General features: G+C 73.5%; 13 protein-coding genes. 7 read left to right on the top strand and 6 right to left on the bottom strand.

Translation table 11 applies throughout. From position 1 onward, the window contains the following. Window positions 1–63: 63 nt before the first annotated feature. The 6 genes from V6D49_RS06860 to V6D49_RS06835 all read right to left on the bottom strand — a co-directional run bounded on the left by V6D49_RS06860 (window position 64) and on the right by V6D49_RS06835 (window position 8799). A complete protein-coding gene (locus V6D49_RS06860) occupies window positions 64–1266 on the bottom strand; it encodes a serine/threonine-protein kinase (protein WP_340558016.1) in 1203 nt (400 codons plus the stop codon). A 190-nt stretch (window positions 1267–1456) separates the two neighbouring features. Continuing rightward, the gene (locus tag V6D49_RS06855) at window positions 1457–3301 is read right to left on the bottom strand and encodes a GmrSD restriction endonuclease domain-containing protein (protein WP_340558015.1); all 1845 of its coding nucleotides are present in this window, start codon (window positions 3299–3301) and stop codon (window positions 1457–1459) included. Window positions 3302–3557: 256 nt separating this feature from the next. Further along, the gene (locus V6D49_RS06850) at window positions 3558–4388 is read right to left on the bottom strand and encodes an energy-coupling factor transporter transmembrane component T family protein (protein WP_340558014.1); all 831 of its coding nucleotides are present in this window, start codon (window positions 4386–4388) and stop codon (window positions 3558–3560) included. Beyond that, window positions 4385–6169, bottom strand: a complete 1785-nt coding sequence (locus V6D49_RS06845) for an ABC transporter ATP-binding protein (protein WP_340558012.1) — start codon at window positions 6167–6169, stop codon at window positions 4385–4387. Before V6D49_RS06845 ends, V6D49_RS06850 begins: the two co-directional genes overlap by 4 nt. Then, window positions 6166–7092, bottom strand: coding sequence for a hypothetical protein (locus tag V6D49_RS06840; protein WP_340558011.1), 927 nt, complete (start codon window positions 7090–7092; stop codon window positions 6166–6168). Before V6D49_RS06840 ends, V6D49_RS06845 begins: the two co-directional genes overlap by 4 nt. Before the next feature lie 81 nt (window positions 7093–7173). Beyond that, complete coding sequence (locus V6D49_RS06835; RefSeq protein WP_340558009.1) at window positions 7174–8799, bottom strand: HAD family hydrolase; 1626 nt, start codon at window positions 8797–8799, stop codon at window positions 7174–7176. A gap of 197 nt (window positions 8800–8996) precedes the next feature. Between V6D49_RS06835 and V6D49_RS06830 the strand changes: the two genes are divergently transcribed. From V6D49_RS06830 to V6D49_RS06800, 7 genes are all read left to right on the top strand, one after another. After that, window positions 8997–10001 (top strand): LacI family DNA-binding transcriptional regulator, encoded by a 1005-nt coding sequence (locus V6D49_RS06830; RefSeq protein ID WP_340558007.1) that lies wholly within the window; start codon window positions 8997–8999, stop codon window positions 9999–10001. Between the two features lie 192 nt (window positions 10002–10193). After that, window positions 10194–12689: a leucine--tRNA ligase gene (leuS, locus tag V6D49_RS06825; RefSeq protein WP_340558005.1), complete on the top strand. Its 2496-nt coding sequence runs from the start codon at window positions 10194–10196 to the stop codon at window positions 12687–12689. Between the two features lie 124 nt (window positions 12690–12813). Then, window positions 12814–13344 carry an NUDIX domain-containing protein gene (locus tag V6D49_RS06820; protein ID WP_340558004.1) on the top strand — a complete coding sequence of 177 codons (531 nt, stop codon included), beginning with the start codon at window positions 12814–12816 and terminating at the stop codon, window positions 13342–13344. Window positions 13345–13438: 94 nt separating this feature from the next. Further along, a complete protein-coding gene (locus V6D49_RS06815) occupies window positions 13439–13927 on the top strand; it encodes a GNAT family N-acetyltransferase (protein ID WP_340558003.1) in 489 nt (162 codons plus the stop codon). A 162-nt stretch (window positions 13928–14089) separates the two neighbouring features. Continuing rightward, window positions 14090–17719 carry a TIM-barrel domain-containing protein gene (locus V6D49_RS06810; protein ID WP_340558002.1) on the top strand — a complete coding sequence of 1210 codons (3630 nt, stop codon included), beginning with the start codon at window positions 14090–14092 and terminating at the stop codon, window positions 17717–17719. A 242-nt stretch (window positions 17720–17961) separates the two neighbouring features. After that, complete coding sequence (locus tag V6D49_RS06805) at window positions 17962–18885, top strand: AurF N-oxygenase family protein (RefSeq protein ID WP_340558001.1); 924 nt, start codon at window positions 17962–17964, stop codon at window positions 18883–18885. A 30-nt stretch (window positions 18886–18915) separates the two neighbouring features. Continuing rightward, a complete protein-coding gene (locus V6D49_RS06800; RefSeq protein WP_340558000.1) occupies window positions 18916–20595 on the top strand; it encodes an FAD-dependent oxidoreductase in 1680 nt (559 codons plus the stop codon). Window positions 20596–20695 lie beyond the last annotated feature (100 nt).

The following is a 20695-nucleotide window of genomic DNA, read 5'->3' as shown; positions in this document are numbered from 1 at the left end:
GGGGCAAGTCTGTCACGGTGGGGGACGGGCCGTACGCGGTTCCGCGAGACGTATCCGCGCAGCTCAGAACCGTGCGTCGCGGGCGTAGCCGACCCGCAGGCGCTCGGCGATCCGCAGCGGCGCGGTGAGGCGGGTGCCGGTGCTCCCGGGGCCCGGGGCGTCCGGGCGGCCGTGCGTCCCGGCCGGGACGGGAGCGGGGGCCTCGTGCGCGTCCGCTGCGGCGCCGTCGTCCTCGCCGCCGTTCTCGCCCGGTCGCTCGGTGCCGGGCGCGGGGTGCGTCCGCTGCTCCTCGTCGTCCCCCGAGGCGGCCACGTCGACGACGGTGGGGGAGTACGCGACGCCACCGTCCCCGGAAAGGTGCTGGAACGCGGAGGCGGGAAGCTGGGGGACGGTGATCTCGGGCGTGCGCTCGGTGAGCCGGCGCTTGGCCTGGAGCGCCGTCAGGCCCTGCTCGTTGATGATCCGCACCAGCCGCTCGACGACCTGCGGCAACGTCGGCCGGGCGGCGGGGTCCAGCGCGAGCATGTCCGTGAGGAGCGGCTCCAGCTCCGGCGGCAGCCCGTCCAGGTCCGGCGGCGTCAGCGGGTCCTCGATCCGCAGGGCCACCGCCTGCCAGGTGGGCCCGCTGTACGGGTAGTGGCCGGTCGCCGCGAACAGCAGCACCGCGCCGAGCGCGTAGACGTCCGCAGGCGGCTCCAGACGGTGCTCGCCCCGGGCCTGCTCCGGCGGCATGCACAGCACGGAGCCGACCACGAAGCCCGTCGCCGTCAGCACCGTGCGGCGCTCCGCCAGGACCGCCAGCCCGAAGTCGATCAGCTTGGGACCGTACGCGGACAGCAGGATGTTCTGCGGCTTGAGATCGCGGTGCAGCAGCCCCGCCGCGTGCACGGTGCCCAGGCCCTCCGCCAGCAGGGCGCCCAGACTGGCGGTCTCGACGAGCGGAAGCGGCCCGTGGGCGTCCACGAAGCTGCGCAGGTCCGGCCCGGGGACGTACTCCACGGCGAGCCACGGCTGGTCGGCGGCGGCGTCGGCGTCCACGAAGGCCGCGACGAACGGCCCGTACACCGTCTTCAGGCTGTCCACTTCCGACAGGAAGCGCACGCGGGTGTCCTCGTCGAGGACGGAGGGCTTGATCACCTTCACGGCCGCCTGGTGGCCCGCCGCGGACTCCCCGAGGAACACCTGGCCCATACCGCCGGACCCGATCCGGCACACGAGGGCGTAGCCCCCGATGGCCCTCGGGTCGCCGTCCCTCAGTGGCTCCACGGTGCTCGCCTCCCCCTGCTGCTCCCGGAACGCGGCCCGGGCGGACGGGAGTCAGTCTAGGAGTCGCGGGCGGTGACGGTGGCGTCCTGGTCCACGGCCGTACGCCACCCGGAGGGGTGGGCTCCTGCTCCGTTCTGAGGGTGGGCCCGCCCCTCCGGACCGACCGGTCGTCACGGGATCGCCGTGGGTGTTACGGGCCCGGGGGAGGGGTGACGGCGGGCTCCGCCGCGTGGGGGGTGGTTTCGGGGCGTTGGTTGGGGATGTGGTCGTCGACGACCGCCTTGCCCATCGCCGCCGCGATGTGGTCCTGGAGGACCTTGCGGCGCTCCTCGAAGAAGGCGTCGAAGTCGTCGGCCCGCATCAGCCCGGGGTTCGCGAGGTGCGTCTCGACGCGCTGGTCGACGCCCTCCGGGCTGGTCTCGGCCGCCTTGGCGAGCCGGTGCAGGTACTCGGACGGTGCGTGGCCGCCGATGATCCGGTTGGTGCGGGCCGTCAGCGGCGTCTTGTTGACGATGGAGTTGTAGACGGAGCGGTCGTAGCCGTTCTTCTGGCACCAGGACTGCGGGAAGATGTGGTGGATGTCCATCGCCCCGTCGAAGTAGACGCTGACCTCCGCCTTCTCGCCCGTCCGCCAGTCCGCCGCGCCCGCCTTGAGCAGGAGCGCGTAGATGCCCTTGTAGGCGGCGCTCTGCCGGGTCCGCAGGGTCAGCAGGCGGCTGGCCGTGAACTGTGCCTGGGTGACCGTCCGGGGTTCCTGGGCCGATCCGCGGATCCAGTCGACGACGTCGGGAAGGTCGAGGTTGAAGCGGGTCTCGGTGGTCCCGCCGTACAGCTCGCCGAAGACGCCGGACCAGTACCAGCGGGCCAGCTTCTCCTGGGCGCCGGCGGTCTCCGCGTCCTTGCCCGCGAGGGCGAAGATCGCGGCCAGGGGGATGAGCTGGGTGCCGTAGGGGAGGAAGCGGGTGTCGAAGACGAACTGCTGGCGCAGGAACTTGGCGGCGGACTTGAACCCGGCGACGACGTCGGGTGCGTAGCGCCGGTAGTCCTCCAGGCCCAGCAGGAGCATCTCCTTGCGCTTGCAGCCGATACGCGGCAGGCGTTCCTCGTCCGTACCGGCCTCCTGCTCCCGACGCCGCCGCTGGGCGGTGGCGAGGAGCGTGACGGCCTGGAGGAAGTCGGTGTTGGAGACCTCCCGCAGGATGCCGTACTCGGGCGCGTCCCAGGCGGAGCAGCACTCCTCCCAGTGGCGGCGCAGATCGAACTCGTCGGCGGCGTACGTCGCCGTCAGCAGTTCGAAGACGGTGAGGGTGACGCCGCCGGTGTTGACCTTCTCGAAGACCTGGCAGACCGCCTGGCGGGGCGTGCTCTTGCCGAGTTGGATGACGGGGAAGTGGTAGAGGTTGAAGGAGTGGACGAAGCCGTCCCGGAAGCCGTACCAGAGCTCCATCTCCTCCGGCGCGAAGCTCCAGTGGCGGGCGAAGCCGTCGCCCCAGGAGTTGTCGAAGAGGCAGCGCAGCGGGAAGAAGCGGTGCTGGTACTCCAACTCCCGTGTGGAGTAGTCCTCCAGGACCTCGCCCCGGAAGTTGACCACCTTGCGGGAGGGTGGCACGAAGCGGATCGCGTCCTCACGGTCCTCGTTCTCGTCGAGCGCCTTGACCATGTCGACGTAGAACCAGCCGCTCACCCGGCGCTTGCGCTCGTCCTGGGTCTCCACCGGGCTGTCCATCGCCAGGGACTGGAACAGCGAGGTGAGCCGCTGCTGCCCGTCGAGGACCAGCGACTCCGGCTCCACCTGCTCGTCGGGGGCGGCCCCCTCGATCGGCCGGTACTTGAACCGGACGTCCCCGCCGCCCTGGAGCAGCATCACCGTCCCGATCGGGTAGTTGAGGGACACCGAGGCCAGCAGACTCGCGATGTTCGGCCACGGCCAGACCCAGCCGCGTTGGAACTCGGGCAACTGGATCTTCCCCGCCTCGACCTGCCCCAGCAGTTCCCGCAGGGGCCGCTTGTCGATGCTGAAGGTCTCGGTCGCCACATGTCCTCCTGGTGCCGCACAACGCGTCCGTCGGTTCTCGGTCGCCGGGGCCGGGGGGACGGGGAGGCTCCAGGTTCTCTCACGCCCGTCCCCGCCGGCCCGTCGGTCCACGACGTGCGGGTCCCACCCTGCCTGAGGAACCCCGCTCCGGCCTCCACCTTCGGTCAATTCGCCGAGCCGGGGAGGTGTGCGTCAACAGGACGGGGAGCGGGGCTGCGCGCGTGGTGTGCCGTAGCGGACGGCCGCGCGGGACGGGTCAGGGTTGGGCGGAGGTGGGGTACTGGGCGCCGAGGGTGTAGGCCGCGGCGACGAGGGCGGCGGTGGCCGCGAGGACGGCGAGGTCGAGGGGGCGGACCTTCAGGTGGGCCAGCCGGATGCGGCGGCCGTCGCTGTGGACCATGGCGTAGGTGAAGCCCCGCGTCTCCAGGGCCTCCACCGTCGTGCGGGTGCGCTTGGCCGTGTTGAGCATCATCGGGTAGAAGGCGTACACGGTGATCTTCGCGCCGCGCAGCAGCACCCGCCACCCGAACAGGCCGCGTGACGCGGGCGGGGCGGAGCGCAGCCGGTAGCCGTCGATCACGGTCTGGAACTCGTCGACGAGGATCGGCAGCATCCGGTACCCGTAGGAGACGCCGAAGCTGACCAGCGCCGGTGCCCGCAGGCTCAGCAGGGCGTCGGAGAGCTTCTCCGGGTCCAGCGACACGAACGCCGCCATGCTCGCCATGCTCACGGTGCCGAGTTTCAGGGTGAGTTCGCCCAGCGACAGCACGGTGGTGAGGTCGCCGTCGAAGAACCAGGCGGCGGTGACGAGGTACCCCGTCTCGGTGATCAGGCCGAAGACGAACAGGCCGACGACGAGGGGGCCGACCCGGCAGGTCACCACGGCCGCGGCGGCCAGGGCGAAGAGCAGGGCCAGGACGGTCAGGTTGTGGGTGAACCAGGGGCTCGCCGCCACCAGCACGTACCAGAACAGCACGATGCGCGGGTCCAGCCGGGCGAGCAGGCCGCCGCGTGTGGCGTAGGCGGTGCGCAGCAGTTCGAGCTTGACCCACTCGACGCTCAGGGTGTCGCGTTCGGTCCTCTTCACGCTCCGGCCTCCTGCACGGCGACGGACAGGCGTCCGGCGCACTCGTCCACGGTCAGGGGTGGCGGCACCATGCCCAGCGCGGTGCCCAGCGCGGTGATCTGCGGCGGGACGACGCGGACCCGGTCCAGCAGGTCCCGGTCGGCGAAGAACTCCGCCGGGGGCGCGTCCCTGAGCACCCGGCCCTCGCCGAGCGCGACGACCCGCGTCGCCCACTCGGCGACGAGGTGCATGTCGTGGGTGGCGACGACGACGCAGCGGATGCGGTCCGCGAGGGCGTCGAGCATGGCGATCACGTCGTCGCGGGTGGCCACGTCGAGGCTGGAGGTCGGCTCGTCCAGGAGCAGCAGCGCGGGTGTCATGGCCAGGCCGATGCCCAGGGTGGCGCGGCGCTGCTGGCCCCCGGAGAGGGTGCGCCCGTCCCGGTCGGCGAGTGCGGTGAGCCGGATGCGTTCCAGCACGTCGGCCACCAGGACGTCGGTGTCGTGGCGGCCGCGCCCGCGCGGGTACATCTCGATGTCCGCGCGGACGCTGTCGGCGAGGAACATCTGCTCCGGGCGCTGGTAGAGGTAGGCGACCCGGTCGGCCAGCTCGGCCGGCCGGACGGAGCGCGTGTCGGTCCCGGTGACCTCGACGGTGCCGGAACGCGGCACCTTGAGCCCGGTGAGCAGGCGCAGCAGGGTGGACTTGCCGGCCCCGTTGCCGCCGACGAGGGCGATGCGCTCCCCCTCGCGCAGCTCCAGGTCCACGTCCCGCAGCACGGGGGTGAGGCCGCCGTGCACGTCCCGGTAGCCGTGCCGGACGCCGCGCAGCGCGGCGACGACGGGCGGGGCGGGGACGGACGGGGCGGTGACGGATGGTGGCTGCCGGGGCTCCGCCGGTGCGGGGACCGTCGGCTGGGGGACTGGCTCGGCGACGGGTTCGGGGACGGGGCGCGCGGCACGGGCGTCCAGCCAGCGGACGGCCTGCTCGACGGTCAGCGGCACCTCGCCCTCGGGCTCGACCGTGCGGGCCAGCCGCACCACCTGGGGTGCGGGGATGCCGTGGGCGGCGAGCTCCCCGGTGCGGGCCAGGGCCTCGGCGACGGGGAGGTGCCACACCGGCGCGCCGTCGGCCATGAGCAGCACGCTCCGGCAGTACCGGGCGACGAACTCTGCGTGGTGCTCGATCACGACCACCGTCGTCCCCAGGTTCCGGTTGACGTCGGCCAGCCGGCGGTAGATCTCCTCGGCCCGCTCCGGGTCCAGCTCGGCCACCGGCTCGTCCACCACCACCAGGCCGGGGCGCATCGCCAGGACGCCGGCGAGGGCCACGAGGTGCTGCTGGCCGCCGGAGAGCTGCCAGGTGTAGCGGTCGCGCAGCGGGGCGATGCCCAGCATGTCGAGCGCCTCCTCGGTCCGCGCGCGCCAGTCGGGCAGGCCGAAGTTCACCGGGCCGAAGGACACCTCGTCGTGGACGGTCGGCCGCACGAGCTGGTTGCCGAAGTCCTGGTAGACGTAGCCGACCCGGTGGCTGAGGGCCGCGACCCCGGTCTCGGCGGTGTCCTGGCCGAAGACGCGGACGCTGCCGCTGTACGCGCCGGACCAGAAGTGCGGCACGAGTCCGTTGAACGTCTTGCACAGGGTCGTCTTGCCGGAGCCGTTGCCGCCGACGACGGCGGTGAAGTCGCCCTGCTCGATGGTGAGGTCGACGCCCCGGAGGCTGTCGTTCCGCGCTCCGGGGTAGCGGAAGGTCAGGTCCCGGATCTCGACGGCCGGGCCGGCGTGCGGGGCGGGGGCCGTCATCGCGGGGCTCCGGCGCGCGCCGCGCGGGACCGGTTCAGGGCACGGGCCGCGAGGACGAGCGCGACCAGCACGATCAGCGCGGCCGAGACGCCGATCCAGAGGAACTTCTCCCCGTACTGGTCGATGAAGCCCGGCTCCCAGACGCCGAAGTTGGCGTCCAGCTCCTCCATGAACGCGGCGATCATGGCGACGAACGTCAGGAAGATGCCGAGCAGCAGGAAGCGGGCGCTCACCCGGGCGCGCAGCCGCAGCGGCTGGGCGGGGTCGCGCGGCGCGAGGCCCAGGAGCGGCTCGATCCGTCCGTGCAGGCGCGGCGCCAGGTAGGCGGCGGGCAGGGCTCCGAACAGCAGGCCGCTGATGAGGAGGTCGGTGGAGAACGCGATGCCCTCCAGCAGCAGGACGCTCTCCGCGAGGCCCTCGACGTACTCGGCGTCGGCCACGCCGACGTACACCTTGCCGATGTCGACGATGCCGCCGAGCATCTTGTCCACCCCGACCGCGACGACGGCCGCCAGCGCGACCCGGCCCCGCCGGAGCGGGTCGCGCACCAGCGAACCCGCGATGTAGAGGCCGAGGGCGAGCTGGATGTAGCCCTCCAGTTCGGCGAAGCCGGAGAAGTCGCCCATCAGCAGGTCGACGAAGACGATCTCGCCGAGCGGCGCGCCGAGCGCGGCGTACAGCGGGTGGAAGAGGCAGACCATCACCACCGGCACGAACGCCAGGTAGGAGACGGAGAGTTCGACCGGCCCGAGCTTCACCTCGGGCAGCACCTCGGTGAGGATGTTGGCGAGCCCGAAGAGCGTCATCGACAGCACGAAGACCATGAGCTTCTGCGCCGAGCCGAGGTCGGTCGGGTCGAGGGAGCGGCGGGTGGCGGCCGGCGGGGGTGAGCCGGTGGTGCGGGGAGCGGTGGACGAGGACATCGGGTGCCTTGGCCTTTCGTCGGGCGAGGGGGAGGCGGGCGGTGCCGCGGGCGGGTGGGGGCCGGGCGCGGCACCGCGCGGTCAGGAACGGGGGGAGAGCAGGGGGAGCAGCTCGGCCAGGGAGGTGACGACGCGGTCGGGCCGGGTGGGGCCGGGCGTCGCGAGGTGGCGGGCCAGCGCGGCGTCGTCCAGCGAGCCGCCGCGCACGAGGACGGTGGTGCCGATACCGGCGCTCCGTGCGGCGGCCATGTCCCGGCCGGGCTTGTCCCCGGCGAACCAGCACGCCCCGGCGTCCACGGCCAGGGCGCGCAGTGCCTCGCGCACGGTGAGCGGGTCCGGCTTGCGGCGGCCGAGCTCGTCGGAGTACACGTGCACGCCGACCAGCTCCGCGATGCCGAAGGAGGCCATGCGTTCGCGCACGCTGCGCCCGCAGACGGTGTTGGAGACGACCGCGACGGGGATGGCGAGTTCGCGGCAGCGGCCGAGGAGGTCGGCCGCGCCCTCGCGCAGGGTGGGGCGGCTCTTGATGTGGGCCCACTCGTGGCTGAGCGCGACGGCCTCGGCGGCCAGCCAGGCCCGCACGTCCGGGCCGAAGGCGGTGCCGAAGAAGTCCTGCCAGTACTGCACCGGGGTGACCTCGGGGACGAGGGGCCCGGCGTCGGCCTCGCCCTTCCACCGCTGGTGCGCGCGTCGCGCGGTGGTGAGGGCCTCGACGGCGGCGGCGTCCGGCACGTCGTGTCCCGCCCGGCGCAGCCGTGCGGCCAGGCGCAGCCCGAACTCCCGCTGCGCCTGAGGATCCTTGACGGCGTTGGCGATGACGCCGCCGTGGTCGAGCAGCAGCGCCGCCGGGCGACCGTCGGCCCGCTGCGAGCCGGTGTGGGGCGGGGAGGCCGGAGGAGCCGGGGGCGGGGTGTCCCGGGCGGCGGCGAGGACGGGGACGAGTCCCTCGGGGGTGTCGAAGACGGCGTCCGGCCGGACGGCGACGGGGTAGGGCGGGCGGTCGGTGTGCTTGTCGCGGGTGACGACGACGGCCGCCACCCCGGCCCGGCGCCCGGCGGCGACGTCGCGGTCCAGGGTGTCGCCGACGAACCAGCAGCGCTCGGGCCGCGTCGCCAGGGCCCGGGCGGCCCGTTCGACGATGGCCGGGTGCGGCTTGCGGACGCCGACCTCGTCGGAGTAGAGCTGCACGTCCACCAGCTCCTCCAGGCCGTGCTCACGCAGCAGCGCCCGGTGCGAGCGCCCGGCGTGGGCGTTGCTGACGATGCCCACGCGGACGCCGCGCCGCCGCGCGGTGTGCAGCAGGTCGCGGACGCCGGGGCGGACGGTGTGCTCCGAGAGCAGCGGCGTGAGGGCGCCGAGGAGCCAGCCCGCGCTGCCCGCGAGGACGGCCCGGACCGGCTCGGGCAGGTCGGAGGCGAGGAAGTCCTCCCAGATCTCGCGGTGGGTCAGCTCGACGGGCGCGCGACGGCGGCCTGCGGCGTTCTTCCAGTCCTTGAGCGCCGCCAGCCCGGCGTCGAGCGAGGCCCGCAGCTCCTCCTCGGGCACCAGGTGCCCGGCGGTGGCCAGCTCGCGGTGGAGCAGGGCGGCCGCGTCCCGACGGCCCTCGGGCCGCTTCTCGGTGTGGAAGACGACGCCGCCGAAGTCGAGCAGCAGGGCCTCCGGCCGGTGGGCGAGGGCGGGCGGTACGGGTGCGGGCGGCTGGTTCATCGGCTCCCCTGATCGGTGTCGTGACGGCGAACGTATGGGCGGTGGGTGAACTCCCGGCGCCCGAAAGGCCAACGGGTGAGGGTCGGTTCTGGAACGTTCCAAACACTCGGTGGGGTCGTCCGGTGGAACGTTCCAGGTCAAAGGGGAGTAGGGGTGGTCCGGGCCGGTGCGGACCCGCGTCGCTGCATACTGGGCGCATGCCCCACGCCCCCTCGCGCCGCCCCACGATCCTCGACGTCGCCCGGGTCGCGGGGGTGTCCAAATCGCTGGTGTCCCTGGCGCTGCGCGGCGGCCCCGGGGTCAGCGAGAGCGCCAGGGCGCGCATCGCCGCCGCCGCCGACCAGCTGGGCTACCGCTCCAACGCCCTGGCGCGCGGCCTCGTCCAGGGACGCACCATGCTGCTGGGGGTCCTGCTCACCGACCTGGCGAACCCGTACCACACCGACGTGGTCGCCGGCGTCGAGGAGGCCGCCGCCGAGGCGGGGTTCGGCGTCCTGCTGGCCCACGGCCGACGCGACGCCGAGCGGCTCGCCACCCAGCTCGGCACCCTGGTGGAGCTGAACGTCGACGGCGTCGTCGCGATCAGCAGCTGGGTGGACGGGGCCGCCCTCCGGGCCGCCGCGCGCCGCACCCCGGTCGTCGTCGTCGGCCGCCCCGAGCACCCGCCCGAGGGCGTCGACACCGTCGCCAACGACGACGCGGCCGGCGCGGACCAGGCGGTGGCGCACCTGCTCGACCTCGGCCACCGGGAGATCGTCTTCGTCACCACCTCCCGCCGCCCGGCCGCCGAGGGGCGGCGGCGCGGCTACGAGACGGCGGTCCGTCGCGCCGGACTGACCCCCCGGGTCGTGGTGGCGGAGCACGCCGACGACCTGCGCGCCCACGCCGCCCCGCTCGTCACCTCGGGCGCCACCGCCCTGCTCGCCAACAACGACCTCACCGCCGTCGCGCTGCTGGACGCCGCGCACGACCTCGGCGTACCGGTACCCGAACGGCTGTCCGTCGTCGGCTACGACAACAGCACCGTCGCCGCGCTGGTCAGGCCCCGGCTCACCAGCGTCGACCAGCCCCGCCCGGAGCTCGGCCGGACCGCCGTGCGGCTCCTGCTGGAGCGTGCGGTCGAGGGGCGCACGGCCGACCGCCACGCGGTCCTGCGGCCCAGCCTCGTCCGACGCGGCTCGTCCGGCCCGGCGCGCCCCTGAGCGGCCCGTCCCGAGGGCCGGGACGGGCGCCCGTCCCGGCCCTCGGCACACCGGCGGGCGCGGGGAGTGGCCGCGCTACCCTGTCGGGGGCGGGAGCCGGTCGGCCTGCGGCGTTCCGGAGCGCCCACCCGCCACCACCGCCACACCGGGTCCGTACGGGCCCGACACTGCCCGCGACGAGGACTGGAACAGATGGCTGACGAGCACGGGGCCACCGCCCGGGAGACCTACGACCCGCACGCCAACATCGACAGGTGGCTCCGGGTGTGGAAGGACGAGCGGCTCTTCGAGGCGGGGGACCTCACTCCGGCCGGCCCCAAGGACGACAAGCGCACCCTTGTCGTCAGCATGTTCCCCTACCCCTCGGGCGACCTCCACATGGGCCACGCCGAGGTGTACAGCATCAGCGACACCATGGCCCGCTTCGCGCGCATGCGCGGTCACCAGGTCCTCAACCCCATCGCGTGGGACTCCTTCGGCCTGCCCGCCGAGAACGCCGCCCGCAAGCGCGACCTCGACCCGCGCGACTGGACGTACGGGAACATCGACATCCAGGCCGCGTCCTTCGAGCGGCTGGGCATCTCCTTCGACTGGCGCACCCGGTTCCACACCTCCGACCCGGAGTACTACCGCTGGAACCAGTGGCTGTTCCTGAAGCTGTACGAGCACGGTCTCGCCTACCGCAAGGAGGCGCCGGTCAACTGGTGCCCCACCGACGAGACCGTCCTCGCGAACGAGCAGGTCGTCCAGGGCAAGTGCGAGCGGTGCGGCACGGACGTCGTCAAGCGGAACCTGACCCAGTGGTTCTTCCGCACCACGCAGTACGCGCAGCGGCTGCTGGACGACATGGACCAGCTCCAGGGCAGGTGGCCGGACGAGATCCTCAGCATGCAGCGGAACTGGATCGGCCGCTCCACCGGTGCGCACATCGACTTCGCCGTCGAGGGCCGGGACGAGCCCGTCCGCGTCTTCAGCACCCGGCCGGACACCCTGTACGGAGCGACGTTCTTCGTCGTGGCCGCCGACTCCGCGCTGGCCGACGAGCTGTGCGACGCCGAGCACCGGACCCGGTTCGAGGAGTACCGCGCGGGCCTGGCCTCCAAGGCCGAGATGGACCGGCTGGCGATCGACCGCCCGATGACCGGCGTCTTCCTCGGCCGCCACGCGCTCAACCCGGTCAGCGGTGAGAAGCTGCCCGTCTACGCCTCCGACTACGTGCTGGCCGACTACGGCACGGGCGCCGTCATGGCCGTCCCCGCGCACGACCAGCGCGACCTGAACTTCGCCCGCGCCTTCGACCTGCCGGTGCGCGTCGTCGTCGACACCGGCGAGGCCGACCCGGCCCAGACCGGCGTCGCGACGGCCGGGGACGGCGTCCTCGTCAACTCCGGCTCGCTGGACGGGCTGCGCAAGGACGAGGCCATCGCGCGCGTCATCGCCGACCTGGAGCAGCGGGAGGTCGGCCAGGGGGCCGTCACCTACCGGCTGCGCGACTGGCTGCTCTCCCGCCAGCGCTACTGGGGCACCCCCATCCCGATCGTGTACTGCGACGCGTGCGGCGCGGTCCCCGTTCCGGACGACCAGCTGCCGGTCAAGCTGCCCGAGAGCGGCTACACGCTCCGCCCGGAGGGCGGCAAGGCCCCGCTGGAGACGGCCACGGAGTGGGTGCGCACGGACTGCCCCTCCTGCGGGGGCGAGGCCCGCCGGGACACGGACACGATGGACACCTTCGTGGACTCCTCGTGGTACTTCCTGCGCTACCCGAACCCGGGCTACGAGGACGGCCCCTTCGACCCGGCCGGCATCGCCGCCTGGCTGCCCGTCGACGAGTACGTCGGGGGCAAGGAGCACGCCACCGGCCACCTGATGTACGCCCGGTTCCTCACCAAGGTCCTGCACGACCTCGGGATGGTCCCCTTCACCGAGCCGTTCACCCGCCTGACCAACCAGGGCCAGGTGATCATGAACGGCAAGGCGATGAGCAAGAGCCTGGGCAACCTGGTCAACCTCCAGGAGCAGATCGCCCAGCACGGCCCCGACGCCGTGCGCGTCACGATGCTGTTCGCCAGCCCGCCCGAGGACGACATCGACTGGGCGGACGTCTCCCCGGCCGGCTCGGTGAAGTGGCTCGCGCGCGTGTGGCGGCTGGCCGGGGACGTCGGCGCGGCGGCCCCCGCGTCCGGCGACGCGGACCAGGAGCTGCGGGTGTCCGTGCACCGGCTCGTCGACGAGGCGACGCAGGCGATGGAGACCAAGCGCTTCAACGTCGGCATCGCCCGCCTGATGCAGCTCACGAACGTCCTGCGGCAGGCCGTGGACCGCACGCCCGGACCGGGGGACGCGGCCGTCCGCGAGGGCGCCTCCGCGCTGGTCCGCATGCTGGCCTGCTTCGCGCCGTTCACCGCCGAGGACTGCTGGGTCCGGCTCGGCGAGGAGCCCTCGGTGCTCCGGGCGGGCTGGCCCGAGGCGGACCCGGCGCTGCTCGTCGAGGACCAGGTGACGTGCGTCGTGCAGGTGGCGGGCAAGTTCCGCGACCGGCTGGAGGTCGCGCCCGACATCGGCGAGGAGGAGCTCCAGCGGCTGGCGCTCCAGTCCGGGAAGGTGCAGGCCGCCCTCGGGGGCGCGAGCGTCGCCCGGGTGATCGTGCGCGCCCCGAAGCTCGTCAACTTCGTGCCCGCGCGCGGCTGACACCGTGTGCGCCCGCCCGTCGGCCGACGCCGGCGGGCGGGGGCGGCCCGCGGCGGAGCTTCGCGGTACGGGCCGCCGCCGTCGGGTGCCCGCGGGGCGCCGTCGCAGAGAGGAACCGTTCGCCATGGCGTACACCCCGGGCCGCAGATTCACCCACTGCCCCTACTGCGGGACCGGCTACGCGGCCGACGCCGGATGGCCGAGGGACTGCCCGGGGTGCGGCGAGACACGCTGGGCCAACCCGCTTCCGGTCGCCGTCGCCCTGCAGCCCGTCACGCTGGCCTCGGGCGGGCGCGGGCTGGTCGTCGTGCGGCGTGACATCGAACCGTGCCGCGGTCAACTGGCGCTGCCGGGCGGCTACATGGAACTCGGCGAGACCTGGGAGCAGGCCGCCGTCCGGGAGCTGTGGGAGGAGACGGAGCTGACGGCCGACGCCGTCCACGTCCGCCTGTTCGGCGCGCAGAGTGCCGTCGCCACGCTCAACGTCTTCGCCCTCCTGCCCGAGCGGGCCGAGGAGACACTGCCCGCGTCGCGGCCGACGGCCGAGGCCACGGAGTGGCTGGTGCTCACCGAGCCGGTCGACCTCGCCTTCCCCACGCACACGGCGGCGATGCGCGCCTACCTCTGCGACGACGTCGCCCCCCTCACGGCGTAGCTCCGCCCGGTGGGGCCGCCGCCCGGTGGGGCAGGGAATCCGGTTGCGCGGGGGTGGGTGGGGGCGGAGGCTGGGCGGCCGGGAGGCGATGAGGATGAGCGGGACGACGGACCGGCTCACGGTGCGCGATCTTCGTCCGGCGGACCTCCGGGAGTGCGGCTGGGCGGGTTCGGAGCTGCATCTGGCCAACGTGGCAGGGCAGTTGGAGCGGGCCCGGCGCGGTGAGGTCGACTACCTGGCGGTCTGCGCCGCCGACGGACGGCCGGTGGCCCTCGGCGGCGTCGACTACCGGGTGCGCGAGGGTGCCGGGACGCTGTGGCAGCTGGCCGTGCACCCCCGGCTGCGGTCGCGCGGGATCGGTACGCGGCTGATCGGGGCGGCGGAGTTGCGGATCGGGGCGCGGGGCCTGCGGCGGGCGGAGCTGGCGGTGGAGGAGGGCAACCCACGGGCGCGGGCGCTGTACGAGCGGCTGGGGTACGTGGCGTTCGACCGGCGGCCGGACGGCTGGGACGTCCGGGGCCCCGACGGCTCGCTGCGGCGTCACGAGACGGTGTGCGTGCTGTTGGGCAAGGAGCTGCGCTGAGGTCGGCGGGACGGCGCGGGGCCGCGCGCCCACCGCGCACATTACGCGCGTTCATGAGTCCTGTGGCCCGGAAATGAGCAAGAACTTGCATCCGCAGTGTTGACGGATGCGTGTTCCGGGCCGTTTCATCGGGGGCACCTTCCCTGTATCGGAGCCTGCCTCATGAACCATGCGGTCAGAGCACCCCTGCTCATCTCCGTCCTGGCCACCACACTGATCGCCACCGGCGCGGCGGCACCCCTCCACGCGGCCGTGCCGAAGGCCCCCGCCGCCCCGCCCGGCCACTCCCTGGGGGACGTCACCGGCTTCTCCGCCGACGGCGACACCTACACGGTGTCCTCGGGCGAGGCGAAGCTGCGGGTGACGTTCCACGACGACGACCTGGTGCGCGTCCACCTCGCCCCCGACGGCACCTTCTCCGACCCCGCGAACGACGACCCCGACGACCCGGACGCCCCCGACGCCGACATCGTCGTGGGGCGGGACCACGACGGCGCGGGGTCCACGCACACCGAGACCGACGACGCCCACGTCATCCGGTCCGACGAGGCCACGCTCACGATCACCAAGTCGCCCGCCACGCTCGCCCTCGCCGACGAGGACGGCCGTGAGCTGTGGCGTGAGACGGCGCCGCTGTCGTGGTCGGACGACGGCACCGTGCAGACGCTCGCCCAGGGCGAGCGCGAGCAGTTCTTCGGCGGCGGCATGCAGAACGGCCGCTTCAGCCACCGCGACCAGACGATCGACATCACCCGCGACTACGACTGGAACGACGGCGGCAACCCCAACGCCGTGCCGTTCTACGTCTCCAGCCAGGGCTACGGCGTCCTGCGCAACACCTTCGCGCCGGGCGCCTACGACTTCCGCTCCCCGGTGCGCACCACCCACGCCGAACAGCGCTTCGACGCCTACTACTTCGTCGGCGACGCCAAGGAGGTCATCGACGGGTACACCGAGCTGACCGGCCGTCCGGCCATGATGCCGATGTACGCCCTGGAGATCGGCGACGCCGACTGCTATCTGCACAACGCCAACCGCGGCGAGCGCGAGACGCTGCGGGACTCCACGGAGATCGCGGACGGCTACACCGAGCACGGGCTGCCGCTGGGCTGGATGCTGGTCAACGACGGCTACGGCTGCGGCTACGAGCAGCTGCCCGAGACGGCGGACATGCTCCACGAGCGCGGCGCCGAGCTCGGCCTGTGGACGGAGTCGGACCTCACCGAGCAGGAGTCCGAGGTCTCCGCCGGCGTCCGCGTCCGCAAGACCGACGTCGCCTGGGTCGGCCCCGGCTACCGCTTCGCGCTCGACGCCTGCGAGGAGTCGCAGCGCGGCATCGAGGAGCACAGCGAGGACCGGGCCACCGTCCTGACGGTGGAGGGCTGGGCCGGCACGCAGCGCTGCGGCGCGATGTGGAGCGGCGACCAGTCCGGCACCTGGGACTACATCCGCTGGCAGATCCCCACCTACGCCGGTTCCACCATGTCCGGCCAGCACATGACCACCGGTGACGTGGACGGCATCTTCGGCGGCAGCGCCGAGACGTACGTCCGCGACATGCAGTGGAAGATGTTCCTGCCGATGACGTACCTGATGAGCGGCTGGGCGGCGTCCGACAAGCAGCCCTGGCGCTACGGGCAGCCGTACACCGACATCAACAGGAAGTACATGCTGCTCCACGAGCGGCTGCTGCCCTACTTCTACACGCACAGCGCGAACGCCTCGAAGGACGGCGTCGGCCCGACCCGCCCGCTGTACCTGAACTACCCGGACGACCCGAACACCTGGGGCGACAAGGCGAAGTACGAGTTCCTGGCCGGGGACGACTTCCTGGTGGCGCCCGTCTACGAGGACAGCGACGTCCGCGACGGCATCTACCTCCCCGAGGGCCGCTGGGTCGACTACTGGACCGGCCGCGTCCACGAGGGCGGGCAGACGCTCGACGGCTACCGCGCGCCGCTGGACACGCTGCCGCTGTTCGTCCGGGCGGGCGCCGTCGTGCCGATGTTCCCCGAGGGCACCCTCGACTGGCAGGAGGGCAAGAACGCCGGGCAGCTCGACCTGGACGTCTACCCGCAGGGCACCTCCTCCTTCACCCTCTACGAGGACGACGGCCGCACCCGGGCCCACGCGGCCGGTGAGTCGGCCACGCAGCGGTTCGAGGTCACCGCGCCGGACGCCCGCGAGCGCGGCCCGGTGACGGTCGCCATCGGCGCGCTGGAGGGCACCTACGAGGGCAGGCCCACCGAGCGGCGCTACGGCCTGACCGTGCACACGAACACCGACCCGGCGCGCGTCCGGGCCGGGAAGCGCAACCTCACGGAGTACCGCAGCGAGGAGGCGCTGAACGCCGCCGACTCCGGCTGGTACTACGACGCCCCGAGCGGCGTCGTCCACATCAGGACGGCCACGGTGCCGACCGACGGCACGACGACCGTGCGCATCGACGGCGCCGGGTCGGTCGGCGGCACGCACCCGCAGGACCGTGACGTCGCCTTCGACGCGACGACGCCGGTGATCGGCTCGCCCGAGGCCGCGCAGGAGGTCACGGCGTCGTTCACCAACGACACCGGCAAGCCCGTCGACGTCACCCGCACCACCGTCACCGCGCCCGAGGGCTGGGACGTCACGGCGGAGGGCGCGACGACGCGGAAGGCCCTGCGCGACGGGCAGACGTTCACCGTCCGCTACACGGTGACGCCCCCGGCGTCCGCCGAACCGGGACGCCACGAGCTGACCGCCGCCGTGCGCTACCGGACCCGCGGCACGGCCTACGACGTCCGCGCGGGGACGAGCACGACCCTCGCCCACGCCTCGCTCGCCTCGGCGGCGAACAACGTCGGCGTGACGGCGTCGGACGACCCGGAGCCGGGCGACCTGGACGGCGGCGGTTCCAGCTTCATCGCCGAGAGGCTGGCGGAGCGGGGAGCGACGCCGGGCGCCACGGTCGAGGCGAACGGCTTCGCGTTCACCTGGCCGGACGCCGAGCCGGGCACGCGGGACAACGTCGCCGCCACCGGGCAGACGGTCAAGGTCCCCGGGGACGCGCGGGGCAACGCCCTGGCCTTCCTCGGGACCGGCACCAGCGGCTCCGCCGGAGGCACGGCCACCGTCCACTACACCGACGGCTCCACCGCCGAGGAGACGCTGGGCTTCCCCAACTGGTGCTGCCTGCCGACGGACAGGTACGGCGCGAAGACCGCCCTCAGCACGAAGGGCAAGAACACCCGCTCCGGCCCCGCCTACCCGGACATCGACTACCGCCTCTACACCACGACCCTGCGCGTCGACCCGGAGAAGCGGGTCGCGGCCGTCACGCTGCCGAAGAACAGCGCCGTGCACGTCTTCGCGCTGACGACGGGCACCGAGGAGGTCGTCCCGCCGCCCGTCGAGGACGGCCAGTACGCGCTGGTCAGCGGCTCGGGCGACGGCCGGCTCGCGGCCCCCGGCGACGAGAACGCCGGGCAGCTGCGGCTCGCCGGGGAGTCCGCCTCACCCGCGCAGAAGTGGAACGTCACCCGCGACGACAACGGCACCTACCGGCTCAAGAACGCGGGCAGCGGCCTCTGTGCCGACGTCGCGGGCAGCTCGGCGGACGACGGCGCCGAGGTCGTCCAGTACACCTGCACCGGAACCGCCAACCAGCAGTGGGAGATCACCGACGACGACGGAACGCTCACCCTGAAGGCCAAGCACAGCGGCCTGTCCCTGGCCGCCCGCGAGGACGGCCTCGTCGTCCAGGCCACCGACGACGGCGCCCCGGCCGCGCGCTGGACGGCCCTCGCCAACTGACCCCCTGTCCCCCTCAACCACCGGAGCCGTGCGGCGCACCCCCGTCCGCACGGCTCCGGTCCTGTCCGGGACTCATCCCTCGCGCACGGGGAGGGGGTCACATGCGCGTGGGGCACAAACTTCTTACCGAAGGGTAGGAAAGCCTCCGAGGCTTGCTATACGGTCTGTCTAACAAGGGGTGGTCGCCCGCCCCACCGCCGTCGTCGACCAAGGACCCCGCACTCGACACGAGGAGCTCCGCCATGGCAAGCAGCACCGTTCGGCCCGACCTGTCGGAGAGCGCGGACCGGCCCGACGAGCAGGACGTCGCCCGCCGCTTGCTCGACTCGGCCGCCCAGCTCGCGTACGACCCGCCCACCGAGGTCGACTGGGAGACGCCGCTGGACAAGGAGTTCCACGGCGCGAGCCCGGAGTGGAGCACGCTCTATGGCACCGCGTACTGGAACGAGCTGACCGAGCCGCAGCGCAGGGAGCTGACGCGGCAGGAGGCGGCGTCCGTCGCCAGCACGGGGATCTGGTTCGAGATGATCCTCCAGCAGATGGTGCTGCGGGACATCTACGCCAAGGACCCGACCGGCGCGGAGTTCCAGTGGGCGCTGACCGAGATCGCCGAGGAGTGCCGGCACTCGATCATGTTCGCCCGGGGCGCGCAGAAGCTCGGTGCCCCGGCCTACCGGCCGCACCGGCTCGTCCTCGAACTGGGCCGCGCCTTCAAGACGCTGGCGTTCGGCGAGGCGGCGTACGCGGCGATCCTCGTCGCCGAGGAGGTCCTGGACGTCATGCAGCGCGACTGGATGCGGGACGAGCGGGTGGTGCCGTTCGTCCGTACGATCAACAACATCCACGTCGTCGAGGAGTCCCGGCACATGAAGTTCGCCCGGGACGAGACGCGCAAGCGGCTGCGCGGGGCGGGGTGGGCGCGTCGCCAGATCAACGCCTTCGTCGTGGCCGTCGCGTCCTACTTCATCGTCACCAGCATGGTGAACAAGAAGGTGTACGAGAACGCCGGGCTGGACGCCGAGCGGGCCGTCGCCGAGGCGAAGGCGAACCAGCACCACAAGGCGATGATGCGCTCCAGCTGCTCCGGCCTGATGGAGTTCCTGGCCTCCGCCCGCCTCCTCACCAGGCCCGCGCTGGCGTTCTACAAGCGCGCGAACCTGATCTGACCCCTTGATCCGAGCGAGCTGACCGTCACCATGGCCTACGCCATCACCCAGACCTGCTGCAACGACGCCACCTGCGTGGCCGTCTGCCCGGTCAACTGCATCCACCCGACGCCCGAGGAGCGGGCCTTCGGCAGCACGGAGATGCTCCACATCGACCCGAGGGCGTGCATCGACTGCGGCGCGTGCGCGGACGCCTGCCCCGTGGACGCCGTCGTCCCCGTGGACCGGCTGCGTGAGGGGCAGAAGGAGTACGCCGCCCTCAACGCGGCGTACTTCGAGGGCAGGGACCCCGGCACCTCCGTGACCGGGCCGAACTTCCACGCCTGGGGCCGCCCCCGGTTCGAGCGCGTGCTGCCGCCGGACTTCCCGAGGCTCCGGGTCGCCGTCGTCGGCACCGGGCCGGCCGGGATGTACGCGGCCGAGGACCTGCTGCTCCACACCGACGCCGAGGTGACGCTCGTGGACCGGCTGCCGGTGGCCGGCGGCCTCGTGCGCTACGGCGTCGCGCCCGACCACCCCGCCACGAAGGGCGTCGGGGAGACGTTCGCCCGCTTCCACCACCACCCCCGGGTGCGGATGGAGCTCGGCCTGGAGGTCGGCCGGGACGTCACCCCGGAGGAGCTGGCCGCGCACCACGACGCCGTCGTCTACGCCGTCGGCGCCTCCGCGGACCGCCGGACCGGCGTCCCCGGCGAGGACCTGCCGGGCAGCATCGCGGCGACCACGTTCGTGGCCTGGTACAACGCCCACCCCGAGGTCGCCCCGGACGCGGTGGACCTCTCCGCCGAGCGGGTCGTCGTGGTGGGCAACGGGAACGTGGCGCTCGACGTGGCCCGCATCCTCGTCGCCGACCCCGAGGCGCTCGCCGGGACCGACATCGCCGACCACGCGCTGGCCGCCCTGCGCCGCAGCAGGGTGCGCGAGGTGGTGCTGCTGGGTCGCCGGGGCCCGGAGGACGCCGCCTGCACCCGGTCCGAACTGCTCGCCCTGACGCACCTGGACGGCGTCCGGCTGGTCGTGGACGCACACGACCCGCGCGTCACGGACGCACTCGACGCCGCCCGGCCGCAGGACAAGGCCGCCGTGCTGCGCGGCGCCGAGCGGGAGCGGGTGGACTGGTCGCGTCCGCCCGGGGCGGAGCGCCGCATCGTCCTCCGGTTCCGCTCGGCGCCGGTGGCGGCCCTCGGCGGAACGGCCGAGGGCCGCGCGGAGGAGACCGGGGGAGGCGTCCGCGCCCTGCGGGTCACCGGTGCGGACGGCGAGGCGGAGATCCCGGCCGGGATGCTGCTGCGGGCCGTCGGCTACCGGGGGGTGGCGGTGCCGGGGCTGCCGTTCGACGAGGCGAGCGGGACGGTGCCGCACGAGGCCGGCCGGGTCGCGGGAGCGCCGGGGACGTACGTGGTCGGGTGGATCAAGCGCGGTCCGTCCGGCGGCATCGGGGCCAACCGCACGTGCGCGGCGGAGACCGTCGGCTCGCTGATCGCGGACGCCGCCGCCGGGGCGCTGCCCGCGCCGTCCGGCGGGGCGAAGGCCTTCCACCGCCTGGCCCGGCGCCGCAGCCGGCACCTCGTCGACGCCCGGGGGCTGGCGGCCATCCAGCGGGCCGAGGAGGCCCGTGGACACCGCGACGGACGTCCGCGCGTCAAGCTCGCGACGGTGGAGGAACTCGTCGCCACCGCGCGCGGCCCGCGCCGTCTGCTGCCGCGCTGACCCGCCGCCCGCACCCCCGGCCAACCTTCGGCCACCCCTCCGGCCGCACTGTGCACGTGCACAGTGCGGCCGGTGTGATTCTGATCCCGACGCTATTGAG

The sequence above is a fragment of the Streptomyces sp. GSL17-111 genome (assembly GCF_037911585.1).
In the GTDB taxonomy this organism is placed as follows: Bacteria; Actinomycetota; Actinomycetes; order Streptomycetales; family Streptomycetaceae; genus Streptomyces.
This window is presented reverse-complemented; position numbering and strand designations above follow the sequence as displayed.